At 67.2% G+C, this 19,998-nt stretch carries 23 protein-coding genes; 15 read left to right on the forward strand and 8 right to left on the reverse strand.

Annotated elements, in window-relative coordinates; genetic code table 11:
- Positions 1 to 222 precede the first annotated feature (222 nt).
- The 4 genes from cysD (at position 223) to ACJEIK_RS06645 (ending at position 4,808) form a co-directional block, all read left to right on the forward strand.
- Positions 223 to 1,173, forward strand: coding sequence for a sulfate adenylyltransferase subunit CysD (gene cysD / locus ACJEIK_RS06630; RefSeq protein ID WP_207546812.1), 951 nt, complete (start codon positions 223 to 225; stop codon positions 1,171 to 1,173).
- Position 1,174: 1 nt separating this feature from the next.
- Complete coding sequence (gene cysN / locus ACJEIK_RS06635; protein ID WP_064858925.1) at positions 1,175 to 3,022, forward strand: sulfate adenylyltransferase subunit CysN; 1,848 nt, start codon at positions 1,175 to 1,177, stop codon at positions 3,020 to 3,022.
- On the forward strand, positions 3,019 to 3,765 hold the full coding sequence (locus tag ACJEIK_RS06640) for a 3'(2'),5'-bisphosphate nucleotidase CysQ (RefSeq protein ID WP_133425649.1): 747 nt from the start codon (positions 3,019 to 3,021) through the stop codon (positions 3,763 to 3,765). Before cysN ends, ACJEIK_RS06640 begins: the two co-directional genes overlap by 4 nt.
- Before the next feature lie 317 nt (positions 3,766 to 4,082).
- Positions 4,083 to 4,808, forward strand: a complete 726-nt coding sequence (locus ACJEIK_RS06645) for a hypothetical protein (RefSeq protein ID WP_135357971.1) — start codon at positions 4,083 to 4,085, stop codon at positions 4,806 to 4,808.
- A gap of 8 nt (positions 4,809 to 4,816) precedes the next feature.
- Here the strand turns inward: ACJEIK_RS06645 and ACJEIK_RS06650 are convergent, their stop codons facing one another.
- Entirely contained in the window at positions 4,817 to 5,971 is a 1,155-nt protein-coding gene (locus ACJEIK_RS06650) for a hypothetical protein (protein ID WP_135357972.1), read from the reverse strand.
- A complete protein-coding gene (locus ACJEIK_RS06655; protein WP_061002629.1) occupies positions 5,964 to 6,890 on the reverse strand; it encodes a metal-dependent hydrolase in 927 nt (308 codons plus the stop codon). The genes ACJEIK_RS06650 and ACJEIK_RS06655 overlap by 8 nt, the downstream gene beginning before the upstream one ends.
- A gap of 110 nt (positions 6,891 to 7,000) precedes the next feature.
- Here ACJEIK_RS06655 and ACJEIK_RS06660 point away from each other — a divergent pair, with 110 nt between their 5' ends.
- From ACJEIK_RS06660 to ACJEIK_RS06675, 4 genes are read left to right on the forward strand one after another with little or no spacing between them, the layout of a single operon-like run.
- Entirely contained in the window at positions 7,001 to 7,621 is a 621-nt protein-coding gene (locus ACJEIK_RS06660; protein WP_135357973.1) for a TetR/AcrR family transcriptional regulator, read from the forward strand.
- A gap of 45 nt (positions 7,622 to 7,666) precedes the next feature.
- Complete coding sequence (locus tag ACJEIK_RS06665) at positions 7,667 to 7,945, forward strand: hypothetical protein (protein ID WP_061002634.1); 279 nt, start codon at positions 7,667 to 7,669, stop codon at positions 7,943 to 7,945.
- A gap of 53 nt (positions 7,946 to 7,998) precedes the next feature.
- The gene (locus ACJEIK_RS06670; protein ID WP_064860608.1) at positions 7,999 to 8,595 is read left to right on the forward strand and encodes a cysteine hydrolase family protein; all 597 of its coding nucleotides are present in this window, start codon (positions 7,999 to 8,001) and stop codon (positions 8,593 to 8,595) included.
- A gap of 27 nt (positions 8,596 to 8,622) precedes the next feature.
- A complete protein-coding gene (locus ACJEIK_RS06675) occupies positions 8,623 to 9,093 on the forward strand; it encodes an Rrf2 family transcriptional regulator (protein WP_061002640.1) in 471 nt (156 codons plus the stop codon).
- A gap of 104 nt (positions 9,094 to 9,197) precedes the next feature.
- Here the strand turns inward: ACJEIK_RS06675 and ACJEIK_RS06680 are convergent, their stop codons facing one another.
- Positions 9,198 to 9,818, reverse strand: coding sequence for a TetR/AcrR family transcriptional regulator (locus tag ACJEIK_RS06680; RefSeq protein WP_064860609.1), 621 nt, complete (start codon positions 9,816 to 9,818; stop codon positions 9,198 to 9,200).
- Between the two features lie 77 nt (positions 9,819 to 9,895).
- Here ACJEIK_RS06680 and ACJEIK_RS06685 point away from each other — a divergent pair, with 77 nt between their 5' ends.
- The gene (locus tag ACJEIK_RS06685; RefSeq protein WP_064860610.1) at positions 9,896 to 10,786 is read left to right on the forward strand and encodes an alpha/beta fold hydrolase; all 891 of its coding nucleotides are present in this window, start codon (positions 9,896 to 9,898) and stop codon (positions 10,784 to 10,786) included.
- Positions 10,786 to 11,442, forward strand: coding sequence for a maleylpyruvate isomerase family mycothiol-dependent enzyme (locus ACJEIK_RS06690; protein ID WP_064860611.1), 657 nt, complete (start codon positions 10,786 to 10,788; stop codon positions 11,440 to 11,442). The genes ACJEIK_RS06685 and ACJEIK_RS06690 overlap by 1 nt, the downstream gene beginning before the upstream one ends.
- Here the strand turns inward: ACJEIK_RS06690 and ACJEIK_RS06695 are convergent.
- Entirely contained in the window at positions 11,414 to 11,803 is a 390-nt protein-coding gene (locus ACJEIK_RS06695; RefSeq protein WP_064860612.1) for a VOC family protein, read from the reverse strand. The two genes, ACJEIK_RS06690 and ACJEIK_RS06695, sit on opposite strands and share 29 nt — an antisense overlap.
- Positions 11,804 to 11,877: 74 nt before the next feature.
- On the opposite strand from ACJEIK_RS06695, the gene ACJEIK_RS06700 reads away from it, so the two are divergent.
- Together ACJEIK_RS06700 and ACJEIK_RS06705 are read left to right on the forward strand one after the other, a co-directional pair.
- Positions 11,878 to 12,891, forward strand: a complete 1,014-nt coding sequence (locus ACJEIK_RS06700; protein WP_064860613.1) for a nitronate monooxygenase — start codon at positions 11,878 to 11,880, stop codon at positions 12,889 to 12,891.
- 20 nt (positions 12,892 to 12,911) lie between these two features.
- On the forward strand, positions 12,912 to 13,409 hold the full coding sequence (locus ACJEIK_RS06705) for a DUF4232 domain-containing protein (RefSeq protein ID WP_061007303.1): 498 nt from the start codon (positions 12,912 to 12,914) through the stop codon (positions 13,407 to 13,409).
- Here the strand turns inward: ACJEIK_RS06705 and ACJEIK_RS06710 are convergent.
- Genes ACJEIK_RS06710 through ACJEIK_RS06720 form a run of 3 tightly spaced genes read right to left on the reverse strand, consistent with a single transcriptional unit; the run spans position 13,396 to position 16,243 of the window.
- Positions 13,396 to 14,277, reverse strand: a complete 882-nt coding sequence (locus tag ACJEIK_RS06710; protein WP_064860614.1) for a DUF4097 family beta strand repeat-containing protein — start codon at positions 14,275 to 14,277, stop codon at positions 13,396 to 13,398. The genes ACJEIK_RS06705 and ACJEIK_RS06710 overlap by 14 nt on opposite strands.
- A gap of 20 nt (positions 14,278 to 14,297) precedes the next feature.
- Entirely contained in the window at positions 14,298 to 14,942 is a 645-nt protein-coding gene (locus ACJEIK_RS06715) for a response regulator transcription factor (protein ID WP_064860615.1), read from the reverse strand.
- A complete protein-coding gene (locus ACJEIK_RS06720) occupies positions 14,930 to 16,243 on the reverse strand; it encodes a sensor histidine kinase (RefSeq protein WP_064860616.1) in 1,314 nt (437 codons plus the stop codon). Before ACJEIK_RS06720 ends, ACJEIK_RS06715 begins: the two co-directional genes overlap by 13 nt.
- Before the next feature lie 184 nt (positions 16,244 to 16,427).
- On the opposite strand from ACJEIK_RS06720, the gene ACJEIK_RS06725 reads away from it, so the two are divergent.
- Together ACJEIK_RS06725 and ACJEIK_RS06730 are read left to right on the forward strand one after the other, a co-directional pair.
- Positions 16,428 to 17,324 (forward strand): LLM class flavin-dependent oxidoreductase, encoded by an 897-nt coding sequence (locus ACJEIK_RS06725; protein ID WP_409431231.1) that lies wholly within the window; start codon positions 16,428 to 16,430, stop codon positions 17,322 to 17,324.
- Complete coding sequence (locus tag ACJEIK_RS06730; RefSeq protein ID WP_409431232.1) at positions 17,321 to 18,568, forward strand: amidohydrolase; 1,248 nt, start codon at positions 17,321 to 17,323, stop codon at positions 18,566 to 18,568. Before ACJEIK_RS06725 ends, ACJEIK_RS06730 begins: the two co-directional genes overlap by 4 nt.
- Here ACJEIK_RS06730 and ACJEIK_RS06735 read toward each other — a convergent pair.
- The gene (locus tag ACJEIK_RS06735; protein WP_409431233.1) at positions 18,508 to 18,999 is read right to left on the reverse strand and encodes a hypothetical protein; all 492 of its coding nucleotides are present in this window, start codon (positions 18,997 to 18,999) and stop codon (positions 18,508 to 18,510) included. The two genes, ACJEIK_RS06730 and ACJEIK_RS06735, sit on opposite strands and share 61 nt — an antisense overlap.
- 179 nt (positions 19,000 to 19,178) lie before the next feature.
- Between ACJEIK_RS06735 and ACJEIK_RS06740 the strand changes: the two genes are divergently transcribed.
- Positions 19,179 to 19,820, forward strand: a complete 642-nt coding sequence (locus ACJEIK_RS06740; RefSeq protein ID WP_409431234.1) for a DUF1942 domain-containing protein — start codon at positions 19,179 to 19,181, stop codon at positions 19,818 to 19,820.
- The last annotated feature ends 178 nt before the right edge of the window (positions 19,821 to 19,998 follow it).

The raw sequence follows: 19,998 nt of genomic DNA on the forward strand, positions 1-19,998 counted from the left end.
CGGGTAGTCGGTTCAATTACCTGGCAGGTAAGGATGGCTGTCGGGTACGAAGCGTGGGCCACAACCGCCGAACGGTTCGAGACGGTGATCGGGAAGTCAGCAACCGCCGGCTGCGTTGTTCTCCCTGATCTGCGTGGTTACAACCGTTGACACTCCACCACCGGACACGTAAATTCTGACCATGGTTCTTAACTTGACCAGTTCTACCAACTTTACGGGGAAATGATGACCGTCACTCCCGACGCCGCCGAGGCGTCCAAGGTGGACCAGCGGGCCGCCAAATACGAATTGAGCCATCTGCGATCGCTGGAGGCCGAGGCCATCCACATCATCCGCGAGGTCGCCGCGGAGTTCGAGCGGCCGGTGCTGCTGTTCTCCGGTGGCAAGGACTCGATCGTGATGCTGCACCTGGCCATCAAGGCGTTCGCGCCGGGCCGGCTGCCGTTCCCCGTCATGCACGTCGACACGGGCCACAACTTCGAAGAGGTCATCGCCACCCGCGACGCCCTCGTCGAGAAGCACAACCTGCGCCTGGTCGTGGCCAGCGTGCAAGAGGACATCGACGCCGGCCGCGTCGTCGACAACGGCCCGTCGCGCAACCCGCTGCAGACCGTCTCGCTGCTGCGCGGCATCCGCGAGAACAAGTTCGACGCCGCCTTCGGTGGCGCCCGCCGCGACGAGGAGAAGGCCCGCGCCAAAGAGCGCGTCTTCAGCTTCCGCGACGAGTTCGGCCAGTGGGACCCCAAGAACCAGCGCCCCGAGCTGTGGAACCTGTACAACGGCCGGCACCGCAAGGGTGAGCACATCCGCGTCTTCCCGCTGTCGAACTGGACCGAGTACGACATCTGGGCCTACATCGGCGCCGAGGAGATCGCGCTGCCGAGCATCTACTACGCGCACGAGCGCCAGGTGTTCGAGCGCGACGGCATGCTGCTGGCGGTGCACGAGTACCTGAAGCCGAACGACGACGAGCCGGTCATCACCAAGACCGTGCGCTTCCGCACCGTCGGCGACGTCACCTGCACCGGTTGCGTCGAGTCGGAGGCTTCGACCGTCGAGGAAGTCATCGCCGAGACCGCGGTGTCCCGACTGACCGAGCGCGGCGCGACCCGCGCAGACGACCGGATTTCTGAGGCCGGCATGGAAGACCGCAAGCGGGAAGGCTACTTCTGATATGGCAACGTTGCTTCGTATCGCCACTGCTGGCTCCGTCGATGACGGCAAGTCCACGCTGATCGGCCGGCTGCTCTATGACAGCAAGGCCGTCATGGAGGACCAGCTGGCCGCCGTCGAGCGCACCTCCAAGGAACGTGGCCACGGCTACACCGACCTCGCGCTGGTCACCGACGGCCTGCGTGCCGAGCGGGAACAGGGCATCACCATCGATGTCGCCTACCGCTACTTCGCCACGGCCAAGCGGAAATTCATCATCGCCGACACCCCGGGGCACATCCAGTACACCCGCAACATGGTCACCGGCACCTCGACGGCGCAGCTGGCCATCGTGCTGGTCGACGCCCGCCACGGGCTGCTGGAGCAGTCGCGCCGGCACGCCTTCCTGGCATCGCTGCTCGGCATCCAGCACATCGTGCTGGCCGTCAACAAGATGGACCTGATCGATTGGGACCGTGAGCGTTTCGAGAAGATCCGCGACGACTTCCACGAGTTCGTGGCCCGCCTCGACATTCAGGACGTCACCACAATCCCGCTGTCGGCGCTGGCCGGCGACAACGTGGTGACCAAGTCGGACAAGACGCCGTGGTACGAGGGTCCGTCGCTGCTGAGCCACCTCGAAGAGGTGTACATCGCCGGTGACCGCAACCTCATGGACGTGCGGTTCCCGGTGCAGTACGTCATCCGGCCGCAGACTCACGAGCACGCCGACCACCGCAGCTACGCGGGCACCGTCGCCAGTGGCGTCATGCGCCCCGGTGATGAAATCATCGTTCTCCCAGCGGGAAAGACCAGCACCATCACCGCGATCGACGGACCCACCGGTCCGCTAGAGGAGGCCTTCGCGCCGATGGCGGTCTCGGTCAGCCTGGCCGACGACATCGACATCTCGCGTGGCGACATGATCGCCCGGGTACACAACCAGCCGCACACCACGCAGGAATTCGACGCCACCGTGTGCTGGATGTCCGACGACGCGGCGCTCGAGCCGGGCCGGGACTACATCATCAAGCACACCACCCGCACCACGCGGGCCCGGGTGTCTGATCTGGACTACCGGCTGGACGTCAACACCCTGCACCGCGACAAGAGCGCAACGGCGTTGAAGCTCAACGAACTCGGCCGCGTCACGCTGCGCACGCAGCAGCCGCTGTTGCTCGACGAATACTCGCGCAACTCGGTGACGGGGTCGTTCATCCTGATCGACCCGGATACCAACGGCACCGTCGCCGCGGGCATGGTGCGTGACACCACGCCGGCCGCCAGCCGGTCGGCCAGCCCGAACGCGGTGCGGCACACGAACCTTGTGACCACCGAGGACCGGCTGTCCAAGGGCAGCACGGTGTGGTTCACCGGCCTCTCCGGCTCGGGCAAGTCGTCGGTCGCCATGCTGGTCGAGCGCAAGCTGATCGAATTGGGCCGTCCCGCATACGTTCTCGACGGTGACAACCTGCGCCACGGGCTGAACTCCGACCTGGGCTTCTCCATGGCCGACCGCTCGGAGAACCTGCGCCGCCTGGCACACATCGCCACCCTGATGGCCGATTCGGGCCAGATCGTGTTGGTGCCGGCGATCAGCCCGCTGGAAGAGCACCGCGAGTTGGCGCGAAAGGTCCACACCGACCAGGGATTCGAGTTCTTCGAGGTGTTCATGGACACCCCGTTGGCCGACTGCGAGGCCCGTGATCCCAAGGGTCTGTACGCCAAGGCGCGTGCCGGTGAGATCACGCACTTCACCGGTATCGACAGCCCGTATCAGCGGCCGAAGAACCCGGACCTGCAGCTGTCGCCGGACGACCTGGATGCCCAGGCGCAGCGCGTGGTCGACATGCTGGTGGCACCGCGATGAACGATCATGAGGTCGCCGAGCGGCTGGCCACCCGCGCGGGTGACCTGCTGCTCGACGTGCGGGCCGAGTACGCCACGGCCGACGCAACCGAGCGGAAAGCGGCGGGGGACAAGCGCTCTCACGAGTTCCTGATGACGGAGCTCGCGCGGCTGCGTCCCGGCGACGCGGTGCTCTCCGAGGAAGCGACGGAGGAGGAGCGGGCCAACAACGCCCGCCTGACCTCCGACCGGGTGTGGATCATCGACCCGCTCGACGGCACCCGCGAGTTCTCCGAACTCGACCGTGACGACTGGGCCGTGCACGTGGCGCTGTGGGAATCCGGCGAGCTGGTCGCCGGCGCCGTGGCGCTGCCCGCGCAGAACACCACGCTGCACACGCCCGAGGTGGCCGCGCCCCGCGCGGTCGACGGCCCGCCGCGCATCGTGGTGTCCCGCACCCGGCCGCCGGCCGTCGCGCTCGCCGTACGGGACGCGCTCGACGGGGTTCTGGTCGAAATGGGTTCGGCCGGAGCCAAAGTCGCGGCCGTGATCCAGGGCCGGGCCGACGTCTACGTCCACGCCGGTGGTCAGTTCGAGTGGGACTCCGCCGCGCCGGTCGCAGTGGCCCGTGCGGCCGGGCTGCACACCTCGCGCATCGACGGCTCGCCGTTGGTCTACAACCGCGAGGACCCGAAGCTGCCCGACCTGGTGGTGTGCCGGCCCGAACTGGCCGAACGGGTACTGGCGATCACCGCGACGCAGTAGCTCTCGAGGTCGGCGAAATGGCTGTGGGAATGCACGTTCCCGCAGCCATTCTCGCATCTTCGACGGCCGCGTCGACCACCCACGCAGCGGTCCGTAGCGGCGAAAATCCCTGAGTGCAATCGAAGTGGTGATCTGCCGATGGGTATTGATCTCAGGGACCTATGCCGGTCTGATGAAGTACCTGTCTTCAATCACGATGTCTGCCGATGCCGCCTGATTGAAGCTACGGATTTCTCTGGCCGGCTGCGTCTCCCCGCGGTGCGTAGAGCCGAGAATTGGCGTCGGGACGCTGTCATATCGCGTGCCAGGATTCTGATGTGGGGTTCTCCGACTGCAAGTGCATGCTGACCGGCGTCAGCATCGACTTCATCGGCACCATGGCAGTCATCCTGCGATGCACGCCATCCGGTTACGAGCCGGTGAGCCTGGGCATTTCGGGCGACTACGACGGTGCCGGTCACTTGGATGGGCTACGCGCAGACCCGGGCACCGAATTGCTCTATGACCATCTCAAGCGCTGCCTACGCAACGGTCGATTGGTGGCGACCTATGGGGATGACGGCCTCGACACCGACGATGACTACCGACTCGACCGGATGATCGGTCTCATCGAGAACTATTGGATGGAGGACGGCTACCAACAGCCGACGGTCGCGCTGGACGGTGCGCCCCTCGTCTACGCCACCATCGCACGGCCCATCTGGGATGCCATCGCGACCACCGCAAGCTCGGGCCCAGCCACGCTGCACACCATCTTCGGCGATCATCCGATACCGCACGAGATCTTCGGAGCCCACGAGGCCGAAGTCGACGTACAACTGCGGGAGCTGGCGCGGATCGTCGATTTCGTGAGTGCCCACGGGCTGCGGTGGGCCCAACCCTTCGACCCAGACCAGCGGTACCCGACCGACGGAGACCAGCGGGACACTGACGTGAACAACGAGCGCGTCGCGCAGGCGCGTCTCGACTACCGCGACAATCCGGCCGTGCTGGCCGGGCTCGACGCGTATGTCGAGCGCCTCAAGGAAGAGGGCCTCGCCTGAGGCAGTGGTTACGCCGCCGCGGTAACCGCCAGCGGCGCATCCGATTTGGCCGGTGCGACGGTACGTACCGCAACGATGCACAGGATCGCGATGACAAAGCACATCACCGTGTACCACAGGCTGCCGATCGGATCCCCATGCGCGGTAACGCCGTTGACCGCCCCGAAGTACGCCGGCAGTGCGCCGAACCAGAGCGCCGCCATCACGACCAGGTAGGCGACGGCGTAGCCGATCAACCATGACGGGCTCGTGTAGCGCGGCTCGGTCGGGCTGGCCACGGTCCCGCGCAACCGCCGCCACTGGGAGATCAGCGCCCAGACCGCCACCGCGCACACCGCCACCAGTTCGGCCGCGTAGGCGATGCCGCCCGCGGTGCTGCTGCCGGTCACCCCGCCGATCACGGTCGCGGGCAGCGGCAGGATCGCCGTACCCAGCGACGCCAGCACCCCGGCAACCACGGTGCGCCAGACGATTTCGAAGCCGCTGAAGCGGCGGCCCAGATCGGCGTGCCGGCCCACGAAGAACTGCACGCACAACGCCAGCGACATCGGCCACAGCGCGGCGAAGACCACCACGCTGGGCAGCGGCACGGAGTCGAACATCGGCTGGTTCATCGGGTTGTGCACCGACCATTCCCACCACCGCAGTTGCGGGCCCAAGTGGTCGAAGATCTCATAGAACGCGTGGTGGACGAATCCGACGCACACCGCCCCGACCAGCGTGCCGTACCGCCGGAAAACCCCTAGGCTGCGGACGATTTCGAATGCGACGGTCGTCATCATCGGGTAGATCGCCACGATGTACAGCGGCAGCCGGCCCCACAGGAAGTCGACCGTGAACACGTTGTGCGCGAACATGGTGTCGACCCGGTCGGCGATGCCGAAGGCCGCGGGGAAGTACAGCGGCGGCTCGATGATCAGCAGGTAGGCCACGGCGCCGAACCACAGTGCGATGTTGGTGGCGTCACCGTGGCGACGCCAGCGGATGATCGCGTAGACGAGCGTCAGCACCGCGCCGGTGATCACCGTCAACTCGAGGACCGGCAGGGTCCAGTTCTCCAGCTGCAGGGGATTGCGGACCTCGAGCAGGCCACCTGCAGTCTGGCAGGAGAAACCAAGGCGCCCGGCAAGATCCGCGAACGTCGGCGAACACAGGTCAGACATGGGCGTTCTGCTTTCCGGCGGTGTACCAGTGGGTGACGTCGTAGCCGGCGTCGTAGCGCTCGAACCATTCGGCCGCGAGTTCGGGCAGCTTCTCGTGTTCCGGATTGTGGCCCGGGATCTGGCTGCGGACGATGCCCGACAGCGCCACCAATTGCTCGCGCACCGGCAGATCGTGGAACGCGCTCGTGAACGGTCCGAAGTCGGGAATCCGGCCCAGCTTCTTCAAGATGGTGTTCTTCCGGCGCTCGAGCGCGAACGCCGACAGCGCGTCGACCTTGCGGACCTCCAGCGGCAGATGCTTGTTGAACCCGTTGCACGCCATGCGGATGCAGTCCATGACGTGTTTGAAGATCGACGGCGCCACCCGCATGCGGTACCAGGGATCGTCGACAAGGCCGTTGTAGATGATCAGCGCCGAGCTCCGGTGCTCGACCTCTTCGACGAAGTGCCACAAGAACAGTGACGCGACGCGATCGTCGCCCGGCGCGAACAACGTGTCGTCATGGTCGAGCATCAGCTTGAACACCGGTGTGAACGTCGCCTCCAAGTCGGCGGTGTAGGCCAGCCGGTACTTGAGGGGCTTGTTGGCGACGAGATCGTCGAACGCGGCGATCACCTCGTCGAGCGTCTCTTTGAGCTCCGGATGAGCCTTGATGAGGCCGCGGGCATGCGCCCGGTGGGCCATCGAATGCTGTCCCTCCTGCCGTACGAAGGCGTCGGCCTCTTCGGCGATCACCGGGTCGGTCAGCAGTGGCTTGGCCTCGGCCATTGTGCTGACGATCATCTTCTCGAACGCAATTGCCAAGAAGGACACGGCATTTGCCATTGCGGAGAACGCGGGGTTGGTCTCGTTCCAGAGGAACGGCACGGGGTGGTCCGCGAAAGCGAACCGCATCTTGCGGACCTGGAGGTCGGTCACTGGGGCACCTCGATCAGTAATCATACAAACTATGTCGCCTGTGTATGGTTACAGTGTCGCTGTGCATCCGTCAATGCCCGGAGCAGTGCCGGCCGTGTACCGTCCGGCGAATGGCACGCAAACGTCGCGGTTGGGGTGGGGAGCCGCCCGCCGATGACGACGAGGCGACCCGGCGCATCGTCGCCGCGGCAGTAGAGCTGCTGTCCACCACGGGCGCGGCCATCACCATCGCCGATGTCGCCGAATCGCTCGGCGTCATCCGGCAGACGGTGTACCGGTACTTCCCGACGGCCGACGACCTGATGCGGGCGGCGGCCATCGCCTCGGTCGACGGATTTCTGGACCAACTCAGCGAGCACGTGCGCGGAATACACGATCCGGCAGACGCCATGACCGAAGGCGTCCTCTACACACTCGACGCAGTGACTCGCACGCCGCACCTCGGCATCCTGATGTCGGCGCCCTACGTCAGCACTCACAGCAGCGACATGGCTTCCGCCGAGGCACAGGACTTTGGCATGCAGATGATCACCCGATTCGACGTCGACTGGGCCGGCTACGGGTACGACGACGTGGCGCTGCGCGAGCTGGTCGAATTCACGCTGCGCATCATGCTGTCCTACTTTCTCGCGCCGGCCGGGGACGGTAGAACCCCCGACGAGTTGCGGTCCTTTCTCCGGCGCTGGCTGGGCGCGGCGATCCTGGGACAGCGGTCTGGCGGGGCCCGCTGAGCCAGCGGTGGCGATAACGCCCGGTCAGGGCTAATTTGGGTTCGTATGAGCACACATTTGTCCACTCGTCGTTTGATGGCCGCGGCCGGCGGGGCCGCACTCCTTGCGATGGGCGTGCTCACCGCGGGTTGTAGCAACAACGGCGGGCAGTCACCGTCGACGACCACCACCACGACGACGACCACGTCGACGTCTGCTTCGGTGGTGCCGACCGAGAAGAGCATCAGCCCCACCGGCGGCAACCTGTTCAGCCCCGGCGTCACCGCCCCGGGCGCGCCGAGCGTGGCACCCGGCCTGCATCCGGGCCTCAACGGCAACAACTGACTGTCGACGAAAAACGGCTCCTGGAAACATCTTTGAGCCACTAGGCTCACAGGATGACTCGCCCCACCCTGCGTGAATTGTCCAGTCTCCCTGTCGAACCGGTTCGCCTCGCGGACTCGGCCCTGGTGCTGATCGACTGCCAGAACACCTACACGCAAGGGGTGATGGAACTCGAGGGCGTGCAGGCCGCGCTCGACGAGACCGCCGCACTGCTCGACCGTGCCCGCACCGCGGGCATCCCCGTCATCCACATCCAGCATGACGACGGGCCGGGCTCCTTGTACGACATCCGCGCCGACATCGGTGCCATCGCCGACCAGGTGGCCCCGCGCGGCGACGAGCCGGTGGTCATCAAGCAATTCCCGAACTCGTTCGTGCAGACCGAGCTCGACGAGCGGCTCAAGGCCCTCGGCGCCTCGAACCTGGTGCTTGCCGGGTTCATGACGCACATGTGCGTGAACTCCACCGCGCGCGGCGCGTTCAGCCTCGGATACGCGCCGACGGTCGTGGCCGCCGCGACCGCGACGCGCACGCTGGCCGGCCCTGACGGTCAGCCGGTGCCGGCCGCGGCGCTGCAGGCGGCGAGCCTCGCGGGCTTGGCCGATCTGGTGGCCGTGGTGGCTCCCAACGCCGCAGCTATTCCGGACTAATCCGGCCCGGAATGGCATGATTGGCTGATGCGGATGTCAGCCAAGGCGGAGTATGCCGTCCGCGCCATGGTCGAGCTGGCCGCCGCCGATGAGGGTGTGCTGGTCAAAACCGACGACCTGGCCAAGGCGCAGGGCATCCCCGCGCAGTTCCTGGTCGACATCCTGACCAACCTGCGCACCGACCGTCTGGTGCGCAGCCATCGCGGCCGCGACGGCGGCTACGAACTGGCCCGGCCGGCCGCCGACATCAGCATCGCCGACGTCCTGCGCTGTATCGACGGTCCGCTGGCAAGTGTGCGCGACATGGGGCTGGGGGATCTGCCGTACTCGGGGCCCACGGCAGCCCTTACCGACGTGTGGCGCGCCCTGCGTGCCAGCATGCGCTCGGTGCTCGAACAGACCAGCCTCGCCGACGTCGCCGGCGGCAATCTGCCCGGCCACGTCAGCGAGCTGGCGGGGGACTACCGCACGCAGGAAGCGCGCCGCGGCCACAGCTAGCCAGCCCCTAGCCCCACCTCCCTTGCCGCGAGCGCCCGTGTTTGTACGCCGACACGCCGTATTTCGCGTGCACTTTCGTCGCGCTCGCGGAGGACGAGCGTGCGCTAACTGCCCGCCGCCGCGATGCCCGCAATCAGCATCCGCAGCCCGCCGTCGAAATCGTCCTCGACCGATACGGTGACGGCCACCTCGGACAGGGCGGCGATGTGCGGGTACTGGGCGCCTGCGGCCGATCCGATCCGGGCCGCGGTCTCGGCGGCGTCACCCGAGAACGGCCCGGCCAACTGGGCCTGAGCCGAGCCGGTCACCAATCCCAGCACCGCGTGAAACGCTGACAGCCTGGCGGCGTCGGATAGACCTGCCCGCTCGAGTGCGCCGACGAGCGCATCGGCGACAGCGAACCCGGTGGCCGACGCCATGCGTCGGGTCAGCACGAGGGGGATGGCGGCCGGGTGGGCCCGCACGCCGTGCCACATGGCCGACGCTGTCGCATGGACGTCAGCGGCCCAGTCGTCGGTGGGCTCGGGCACCACGATGCCGGCGGCCACCGCGGCGACGACCAGTTCCTCCAGTCCCTCTTTGTCGGCGACGTAGTTGTACATCGTCATCGGCCCGGTGCCCAGCGCGGCCGCCAGGGACCGCATGCTCAGCGCCGCCAAGCCGGATTCATCGACGATTCGCAGTGCAGCCGAAGCGATTTCGTCCGTGGTGAACCGTGCGCGCATGAGCAACCCCTTGACAAGTACGTCGTACGTGTTGAAGTGTAGACGATACGTACAGCGTACTTATGTGAGGAGTTGTGATGACATCAGCGATCCCGGTCGAGCGCGTGGACTTCGCCAGCGGTGGTGACCGTTGCGCCGCGTGGCTCACGTTGCCGTCGAGTCCCGGGCCGCACCCCGCCGTCGTCCTGGTGCACGGCCTCGGCGCCACCCGCGACATGATGCTGCCGCAGTACGAGCAGCACTTCGCCGCGGCGGGCATTGCCGTCCTGTCCTTCGACTACCGGTTCACCGGTGCCTCCGGAGGTCAACCGCGGCAACGTATTTCGATTCCCGAACAATGCCGGGACGTCGACGCCGCGATCGATTTCCTGCAGCGGCACCCGCAGGTCGATGCCGGCCGGATCGGCTTGTGGGGCACGAGCCTCGGCGGCATGAACGTGGTGCGGGTGGCCGGCAGACGGAACGACATCGCCGCCGCGGTGGTGCAATGTCCCATCACCCACGGGCCGGCATCGGCCCGCAGCGTCGGCATCTGGGGAGCTCTGCGACTGACGCCGGCGATCGTCGACGACGCGGTGCGTGCGCTCCTGCGGCGGGAACGTCGCTACGTGCCCATCGTCGGACAGCCCGGGACCGACGCACTCGTGACAGTCGCCGGAGCCGAGGACGGCTGGCGGTCGACAGTGCCGGCCGGCGCGGCGTTCGACAATCGGATCACCGCGCTCGACGCCGCGCTGTTGATCACGAGATCGGCGTTGCGTCATGCGGCGACGGTCCAGGCGCCACTGCTGGTGTGCGTCTGCGATGACGAGACGTTGATGGAACCGCGCTACGCCGAGGCGGTGGCCGACCGCGCGCCGCGCGGGATCGCGCGGCACTACGCGTCCGACCACTTCGCCATCTACCACCCACCGCTGGTGCGCCAAGTGCTCGACGACCAGGTCGCCTTCCTGGCGGAGCATCTCTGATGTCGGCGCGTGATGTGTTGCGCGCCAACGACGAACGCTTCGCCGACGTCATTGCCGCCCTGACGCCGCAAGAATGGGCCTCGCCGAGCCTGTGTGCGGAATGGAGCAATCGCGACGTGCTGGGACACCTGGTGGTCGGATGCGGTCATCCGGTCGGTGCGTTCCTCGGCGCGATGATCCGGCACCGGAACTTCGACCGCGCCAACACCGCCACTGCCACCGAACGCGCACGAGGCCGCAGTGCCGAAAGCCTGCTGGCCGATTTCCGTGCCGCGAGCGCCCAACCGTCCGGCGTCGGCCGGTACTTTCCACCTCGGCTACTGCTGGGCGACCACATCACCCACGAACTGGACATCCTGTTGGCCATCGACCGGGAACCGGACATCCCGCCCCAGCTGCTCGATGCGGTGCTGGACACTCAGGTGGCTTTCCCCAACCCCTTCGTCCCGGCGTACCGCAACAGCCAGGGGCTCCGGCTCCGCGCCATCGACACCGGATGGCGTCACGGCACGACCGGGCCGACGGTGGAAGGCACGGCCGCCGAGCTGATCTCGGTGCTGGGCAACCGGCCGAAGGTGTTGCCCCGGCTGCGCGGACCGGGTGCCGAGGTGCTGGCCGACCGGGTGCTCAGCCGCCTGAGCCGTACGGCCGGGTGAGGATCTCCAGGTAATGCCCGCTGGGATCCTGGAAGTAGACGCCCCGGCCGCCGTCGTTGCGGTTGATCTCACCGGGATGCTGTCCGCGCGGGTCGGCCCAATGTTGCAGTCCGCGTTCACGAATCCGGCCGTAGATCGCGGTGAACTCATCCTCGGAGACCAGGAACGCGTAGTGCTGGGGGAGCACGGCGGTGCCCTCCGGCATCTGGGCGAAATCCAGGCTGACGCCGTGGTTCAGCTCGACGGCGAGGAACGGTCCGCCTTCGACGGCGGGAGGTAAACCGAAGAGCTCGGTGAAGAAGATGGCCGCGGCCGGGCGGTCGGTCGAGTGGACGATGGTGTGGTTGAAAGTGATGGCCATATTCCTCCGTTCTACCCGTTCATGTGCGTCGCGTCACTCCCGGTGTGAGGGGCCTCGCCTGTCATGATGGGGATATGGCGTTCGACCTGCGTGAGCTGGCAGTTCCGGTGATTGTTGCGCCGATGGCCGGTGGGCCGACGACGCCCGAGCTGGCGGCGGCGGGTTCGGCGGCCGGCGGTCTGGGTTTCGTCGCCGCCGGCTACCTGACGGCCCAGGCGCTCGCCGACCGCATCACCGCCGCACGCTCATTGACCACCGGCCCGCTCGGTGTGAATCTCTTTGCCTCGCAGCCCAGTACCGTCACGGCCCGCGAGATCGAGCGGTACGCCGGCGAACTCGCCGGCGAAGCCGCCCGCTACCGGGCCACCCTCGGCGATCCGACGTTCAACGACGACGATTGGGCGGCCAAGCTCGACGTCGTCGCCGACCTGCGGCCAGAGGTCGTGTCCTTCACCTTCGGCGGACCCACCGCCGACGAATGCGCCCGGCTGCGGCAGGCCGGCATCACCACGGTCGCGACGGTCACCACCGTGGCCGAGGCCCAGCTCGCCGTGGCGTCCGGGGTCGACGCCCTCGCCGTGCAAGGCCCCGGCGCCGGTGGCCACCGCGGTACCTACGACCCGCTGGCCGCCCCCGCCACGCAGCCACTCACCGAACTGCTCGCCGACGTGCTCGCCGCCACCGAACTGCCAGTCGTCGCGGCCGGTGGCCTGATGACCGCCGACGACGTCGCCGCCGTGATCGCCGCCGGTGCGGTGGCCGCACAACTCGGCACGGCGTTTCTGCTCGCCGACGAGTCGGGTTCGAGCCCTGTGCACCGCGCTGCGCTCGTCGATCCGCGGTTCACCGAAACCGTTGTCACCAAGGCCTTCTCGGGACGCTATGCCCGCGGACTGCGTAACCGCTTCATCGATGAGCACGACGAGCAGGCGCCGCTGGGCTATCCCGAGGTGCATTACCTCACCAGCCCGCTGCGCAAGGCGGCGGTGGCGGCCGGTGATCCGCACGGGACCAACGTGTGGGCGGGTACCGGATTTCAGAAGCTCCGATCGGGGTCGGTCGCCGACATCATGGCCGGACTCGGGTGAGTGTCGTGAAAGGAGCAGGTATGCGAGCCGTTGTCGCGATCCCGTTGGTGGTCGCGTGTGCCTGGCCGATCACCGTCGCGCATGCCGACCCAGTCCCCGTACCGCGGTGTGCCAGTGCGCAGCTGACACCGAGCCTCGGTCCGCCCGACGGTGCCGCCGGGACGACGTTCTATCCGGTGATCCTGAAGAACTCCGGTGACGCCCCGTGCAGCATGTCGGGTTATCCGGCGGTGTCGTTCATCTCGGGCTCCGACAACCATGCGGTCGGCGTGGCCGCGAGTCAGGATGCGGAATCCGTCATCGGTGTCGTGGTAATCCAACCCGGCCAGTCGACCTCGGCAAACCTGGGCATCGTCAACGCCGGTAACTTCCCGGCCGATTGTGATGCGGTGCCGGTCAGCGGTTTACAGGTCAACCTGCCCGGTGACACCGATCCGATCATCATCGGCCACGCTGATACCGCTTGTGCCAGTACGGCTTACCCGACGCTGCGGGTGGGGCCGTTCACCGGCGCGTAGCGATGCTGATGCTGCCGTCGTCGGTCCGTGCGGTGATCTGCGCGACGGCGCGGGCCGGGTCCTCGGTCTGGGGCACCCGCACTTTCGCCTGATCGCCGGCCTGCGCCCGGACCAGATACGGTCCGCCGGACGGCACGGTGATGTCGATGTCCGAGTCGCGGTTGGTGATGTCCACGGTACGTGGGGCGACCTCCCGGAAGTCCACGCCGATGTGACCGTCGGTGGACTCGGCGACGAAGGCATCGGTGACCACGATGGGGGCGCGGGTCTGGATGTCACCACTCTGCGTATGGATTTCGATCCGGCGGGCGTTGCCACCGAGCACGACGGCGCCGTCGGTGTTGTGCACAATCAGCTGATCCAGGTCGGTCTGGCTCAGCATCACGCCGACCTGCTGTTTCGTCGTGACCGACAGCCGGTGCGCGACATCAGGCGGCAACGTCACCATGATTTCCCCGGGTGGGCCGAAGTCGAACAGAGGTGACGGTTCACCGGTCACCGTGAGGCTGACAGCGCCGCCATTTCGCGTGACCTGCAATGCCTGGTGGTCGTCTTTTGCGGTGTTGAGTAGACGCATCCGGACGCGTGGTTCGCTGACGTTGCGGTCGCTGGTGATCCTGATGGCCGTCGGCATGTCGCCGGTGTCGATCGTCAGGGAGCTGAAATCGGCCGGCAGCGTCTCGGTTTCGGCGGCGACGCGCACCGAGCTGATGCCCCAGGCCAATCCGCCGATCCCGGCAGCCGTCGACAGCGTCACCACGATGGCGGTCACCACCAGCAGCGAGCGCATCGCCGACCGGCCGCCCGGAGTCAGGACCGGCGGCGTGGCGGCGTCGGCGAGCGGTGCGGTATCCAGATTCGAATTCATGGGAAAGTCCTTTTCTCTCTTCAGGATTCGAGATAGCGCAGGACGGCGAGGACCCGCCGGTTCTCGCTGTCGTCGGGGGTCAGGTCCAGCTTGGTGAAGATCGACGCGATGTGTTTCTCGGCGGAGCCGATCGAGACTTGCAGCAGCGCGGCGATGGCCGAGTTGGTCTTGCCTTCTGCCATCAGCTGCATGACTTCCTGCTCGCGTGGGGTGAGCACGGCCAGGGTGGAGCGGCGGTGCGTGCGCACCAGGATTTGTGACACCACTTCCGGGTCCAGGACGGTGCCGCCGGTGCCCACCGTGGTGACGGCGTCCAGGAACGCCGGGACGTCAGCCACCCGATCCTTCAGTAGGTACCCGAAACCCTTTGTGTCCGAGGCGATCAGGTCGGCCGCATACCGTTCCTCCACGTAGTGCGACAGCACCAGCACCGGTGACTCGGGATTCTGGCTGCGGAGCAGGGCGGCGGCGCGGATGCCCTCGTCGGTGAACGTCGGCGGCATCCGCACGTCGACGATGACGAGATCAGGGTTGTGTTCGTTGACGGCGCGCAGCAGCTCCGTGGCGTCGGGCACCCCGGCGAGTACGTCGTGGCCGGCGTCGATCAGGATGCGCTCGATTCCCGCGCGCAGCAGGGCCGAATCCTCGGCGATCACAATGCGCATGGCAGTACCGCCGTCACCGTCGTCGTTCCGGTCTCGGGGCTGGAGACGGCGAAGGTGCCCCGCGCCGCACGCACCCGCTCACCGAGTCCACGCAAGCCCGTCGTGTCGTCGCCCGTGGTCTGGGCCCCGCCGATGCCGTCGTCGAACACCGAGATGTGCAACTGGTCGGTGGGCTCGTGGTAGCGCACCGTGACCACGGCGTGGGTTGCCTTGGCGTGCTTGGCGATGTTGGTCAACGACTCGGCGACGACGAAGTACGCCCACGACTCGACCTCATCGGAAAAGCGTTTCGGTAGTTGCAGTTCCAGCGTCACCGGCACCCCGGCGGTCTCGGTGCGCTGCACCACCGCCGACAGCGCGGCGTCCAGGCCACGGTCGGCCAGGATCGTCGGCGCGATGCCCCGCACCACATTTCGCAGTTCGAGGAGTGCGGCCTTGGCGTCGTCGTGTGCCTCTGCGATCAGCTTGCGGGCTTCGGGGAGGTCCGAGTCGAGCTTGGTCTGGGCCAGCCCGATCGTCATGGCCAAAGACACCAGCCGGGGCTGCACACTGTCGTGCAGGTCGCGTTCGATCCGGTGCCGTTCGGTGGACGCCGACGACACCGCGCCGCGGCGGGCCTGGTGCAGGGCACTGACCTCGTGCTGCAGCGCCGCTGTCGGCGATGCCGGCAGCAGCCACCGGTCGACGGCGGCGTCCACCCGGGGGCCGAACACCAGGATGGCTGCGGCGGCGGCCAGCGCGATGACGGCCAGCAGCCAGGACAGCGGCGGGGAGATGAAGCTGAGTCCGGCGGCGGCGTCACTGTTGTGGATCGCGTTCGCCGCGGCGGGTCCGATCAGCGCGAAGGCCAGTAGGGCGAACGCGAGGCTGACCGCGAAGATGTCGAAGACCATGCGCAGATAGCTGTGCGCCAACACCTTCCAGAACCGGCCGCTGCTGACGTCCAACCAGAGCTGGTGCGCCCACCCCTGAAAACCGCTGTGGGGCGTCAGCTTTCGGTAGGGGACGGCGATGCAGAAGCCGAACACCGCTTCGCTGCGCACCCGCTCCACCCGGTCGGTGGCGCGCACGGCGTAGACGAACACCACGCCGCCGAACACCGTCCCGATCACCGAGGGGATCGACGTGACGGCGAGGATGAGCAGGGACAGCGGTATCCAGAACCAGATCATGCCGGCGACCGCGCCGACGATCATCGACGATGTGGGGACGACACCGAGGTCGGACGCGCGCGGCGCCGGCGGTGCCGTTGTCGGATGTGCCGGCTGGGCCGACGCGGGGTCTGTAGCTGTTGCGACCATGCGTCCAACTTAGGCACCGGCGCAGTCTGGAGACACGGCGTTTTCCCGCGACATCTCTGGGGGTAAACCCCCACCGGTTCTCCCTGTACGGGGCCGTGCCGGCCGGCTACTGGACGGAGTCCGGCCGGTCAACGCGGTCCTCGCGCTGGACGCGCATGCCAGAATCGGCTGTGTGCAGATCGGGATGACGATGCCAGTGATGGAGCCCAACCTCGATGCGGCGACGCTGACGGCGTGGGCGCGAGTGATCGACGGAGGGCCCTTCTCGTCCCTGTGCTGGGGTGAGCGCATCGCGTTCGACAATCCCGATTCCCTGACGCTGCTCGGTGCTCTGGCGGCCTGGACCGACCGGGTGCGACTGGTCACCACGGTGATCGTTCCGCAGTTGCACGATCCGGTGATGCTGGCGAAAGCGCTTGCCACGGGCGACATGCTCAGCGGTGGACGGCTGACGGTCGGCCTCGGCGTCGGTGGCCGGCACGAGGACTACAACGCCGTGGGCGCCGACCCGAAGACGCAGACCATGCGCGGCATGGCGGAACGCGTCGCGCTGATGAAGCGGGTCTGGGCGGGGGAGAAGCTCACCGACTCCGTGTTGCCCGTCGGCCCCGCGGCTGTGCAGCCGGGCGGCCCCCGACTGCTGGTCGGCACCATCGGCCCGAAAACCGTACGCAGCGCGGCCAATTGGGCCGACGGCATGGCCGGCACCACCTTGGACCTCAACGTCGAGCGCGAGAGCGAACTGTTCGACGTCGCCCGGGAGGCGTGGGCGGAGGCGGGAAAACCCAAGCCGCACTTGGCGACCTCGTTCTGGTTCGCCCTCGGTGACAAAGACGAGGCACGCAACCAGGTGCACCGGCACCTCCGCCGGTACATGAACTGGATTCCGGAGGAATACGTCGACGCGATGGCGCCGACGACGGGCTGGGCCGGCACCGAAGACGAATTGCTCGACGTGCTGCAGAAGTTCGATGACATCGGCACCGACGAGGTGCACCTCATTCCCACCAGTTCGGACATCGACCAGCTGCGCCGGGTGGCCGACGTGGTCAGGGACTTCACGGGAGAGGCATCGCTATGAGTCGTGCGACGGACGTGCTGGCCGGTCTGCCCGAGGTACGGGTGTGGCAGGAGGACCTGTACCGGAACCTCCACGAGCACCCGGAGCTGTCACACCAGGAACATCGCACCGCAAAGCTGGTGTCGGACAAGCTGACCGAGCTCGGCTACCAGGTGACCGACGGTATCGGCGGCACCGGCGTCGTGGGCATCCTGCACAACGGTGACGGTGCATCGGTGTTGATGCGCGCCGACATGGACGCGCTGCCCGTCGCCGAGGCGACCGGACTGCCCTACGCCAGCACGGTCCGGTCCACCGATGCCGCGGGCAAGGACGTGCCCGTCATGCACGCGTGCGGCCACGACACTCACGTCACCTGTCTGCTCGGTGCGGCCGCGCTGCTGGCCGAGGGGCGAGATCACTGGCAGGGCACCGCGATCGCGTTGTTCCAGCCGGCCGAAGAGGTCGGTGGCGGCGCCGCCGGCATGGTCGCCGACGGGCTGGCGGACGTCGTCGGCAAGGTCGACGTGGCGCTGGGACAGCATGTCGCTCCGGCGCCGGCAGGATTCGTCGGCACCCGCAGCGGGCCGGTCATGGCGGCGGCCGACAGCATCCGCGTGACGGTGTACGGGCGCGGCGGCCATGGCTCCATGCCGAACGCCACCATCGATCCCGTCGTGCTGGCCGCGATGATCGTCGTCCGGCTGCAGACCATCGTGTCGCGCGAAGTCGCGCCGACCGAAACCGTCGTACTCACCGTCGGCAGCATCAATTCCGGCACCAAGAGCAACATCATCGGCGACCACGCCGTGCTGGAACTGAACCTGCGGACCTACGACGAAGCCGTGCGCAGCGCGATCATCGCGGCCGTCAAGCGCATCGTCGTCGCCGAGTGTCAGGCGTCGGACTCACCGAAAGAACCGGAATTCGAGTTCTACGACCAGTTTCCGGTGACCGACAACGACGAGGCCGCCACCGCCCGGGTGCATGATGCGTTTGTCGAACAGTTCGGCGACCGCGTGCTGGCCATCCCGCAGGCCTCGGCGAGTGAGGATTTCAGCGACATTCCCCGGGGGCTCGGAGTGCCGTACACCTATTGGATGTTCGGTGGCATCGAAGCCGCCGAATTCACCCGGGCCGCCGAAGCCGGCCGGATCAACCAGGACATCCCGGTGAACCACTCGCCGACATTCGGCCCGGTGATTCAGCCGACGCTGGACACCGGCACCGAGGCACTCGTGGTGGCCGCGCTGTCCTGGTTGTAACCCTTTGGGCGGTAGGCGATCTCGAACAGGCAGGCGGCCAGGACGCACAACGCGATGGCCTCGATCATCTGGATGATCAGCATCGTCCACGTCGTGTGCGCGACGGCGACGAAGAACTGCATGTTGGGGATGACGACGAACAGGCCGCTCCAGATGCCCCACCAGGCGGCCTTGCCCAGCCCGCGGCCCGGGTACAGCCGCAGGAACAGGAAGCACAGCATCGTCAGCTGCAGGACATACGTGAACCCGAGAAACGGGAACAGGTCCATGATTTCGGCCAGCGGGCGCTGCGGGTAGTCGGCCGCCGGGTAACTGTTGCCGAACAGTGCCGGTCCCGCGGTCTTGTGGAAGACGACGTCGAGGATGAACGTCAGGATCGACACCGGCACCGCGATCACCAAGAAGCGTCCCCACCCAAATTGCTTGCCCATGACATCCTTTCGGTCGCGAGATTCGGATCGTTGATATCTCGGTTGGGCGCGCCGCGGGTCGCGGCTTCCCGGCAGCCGGACAGTGCCTGACGAAAAGATCCGGCAAAACTGCGTTTGACCAGCACTTCGACGGGTAACCTCCGCGTTGGACACTGCCTCGGTGTGGGACGGGAGTAACGGTGAAGATCAAACTTGTGGCGCCCGTGGGCATCGCCGCGATCGCGCTGGGTATGGCCGGCATGACGGCGGGATCCGCCTCGGCGGCCAACAACATCAAGCCCTTCGGTCAGCAGGAGACGCTGAACGAGATCGGCTACACGGTCAAGGGCTTGAAGCCGAGTTCGGACCCCGTGCCGCACAACGGCCAGCTCTACTCGGCGACCGTGACGGTCGAAGGGGTCGGCGGCTGGGCCAATCCCATCACCGCGTTCTTCAACGCCCGTGCCGAGAGTGGCGCGAACTACCGGGTGATCGGCGGCGGTCTGCCGTCGGCGCCGCCTGGCGGGACAACGACCGGCAAGCTCTACTTCGACGTCGTCGGCGACGTGCCGAACAGCGTCGTCTACAACGATGGCATGCAGGACCTGCTGGTCTGGGTGCCGCGCGGTCCCGTGGGCGGCGCCTCCGAGGACGATTCGGACACCCCGGTCGGCACCAGCGAGATCATCAGCGCCCCGCCCGCCGAGAGCGCACCGCCGGCCGAGGGAACCCCGACAGGGGGCAATCTGTTCGCCCCAGAAGTCGTGGCACCGCCGCCGTTCGATCTGTCGGAAGCGGACGTGGCGTCGCCGGGCTACAACTCCGGTAGCGGCCGTCGCTGAGGCTTCAAACAGGGGTCGCACGAATCCCGACGGACGTTCGGCGGGTTGTCGCCATCCCACACGCCGCTGGGTAGGCGCCCTCGGTACGGCACGTTGCCCAGGCGGCCTTTGGGACGTGCCAGGTGTGGCAGACGTTCGTGTCCCACCGGAGACACCGTGCTTCCGCCAGCTGTGTGTC

The organism is Mycobacterium sp. SMC-16 (assembly GCF_046250085.1).
GTDB classification, from domain to species: Bacteria; Actinomycetota; Actinomycetes; order Mycobacteriales; family Mycobacteriaceae; genus Mycobacterium; species Mycobacterium phocaicum.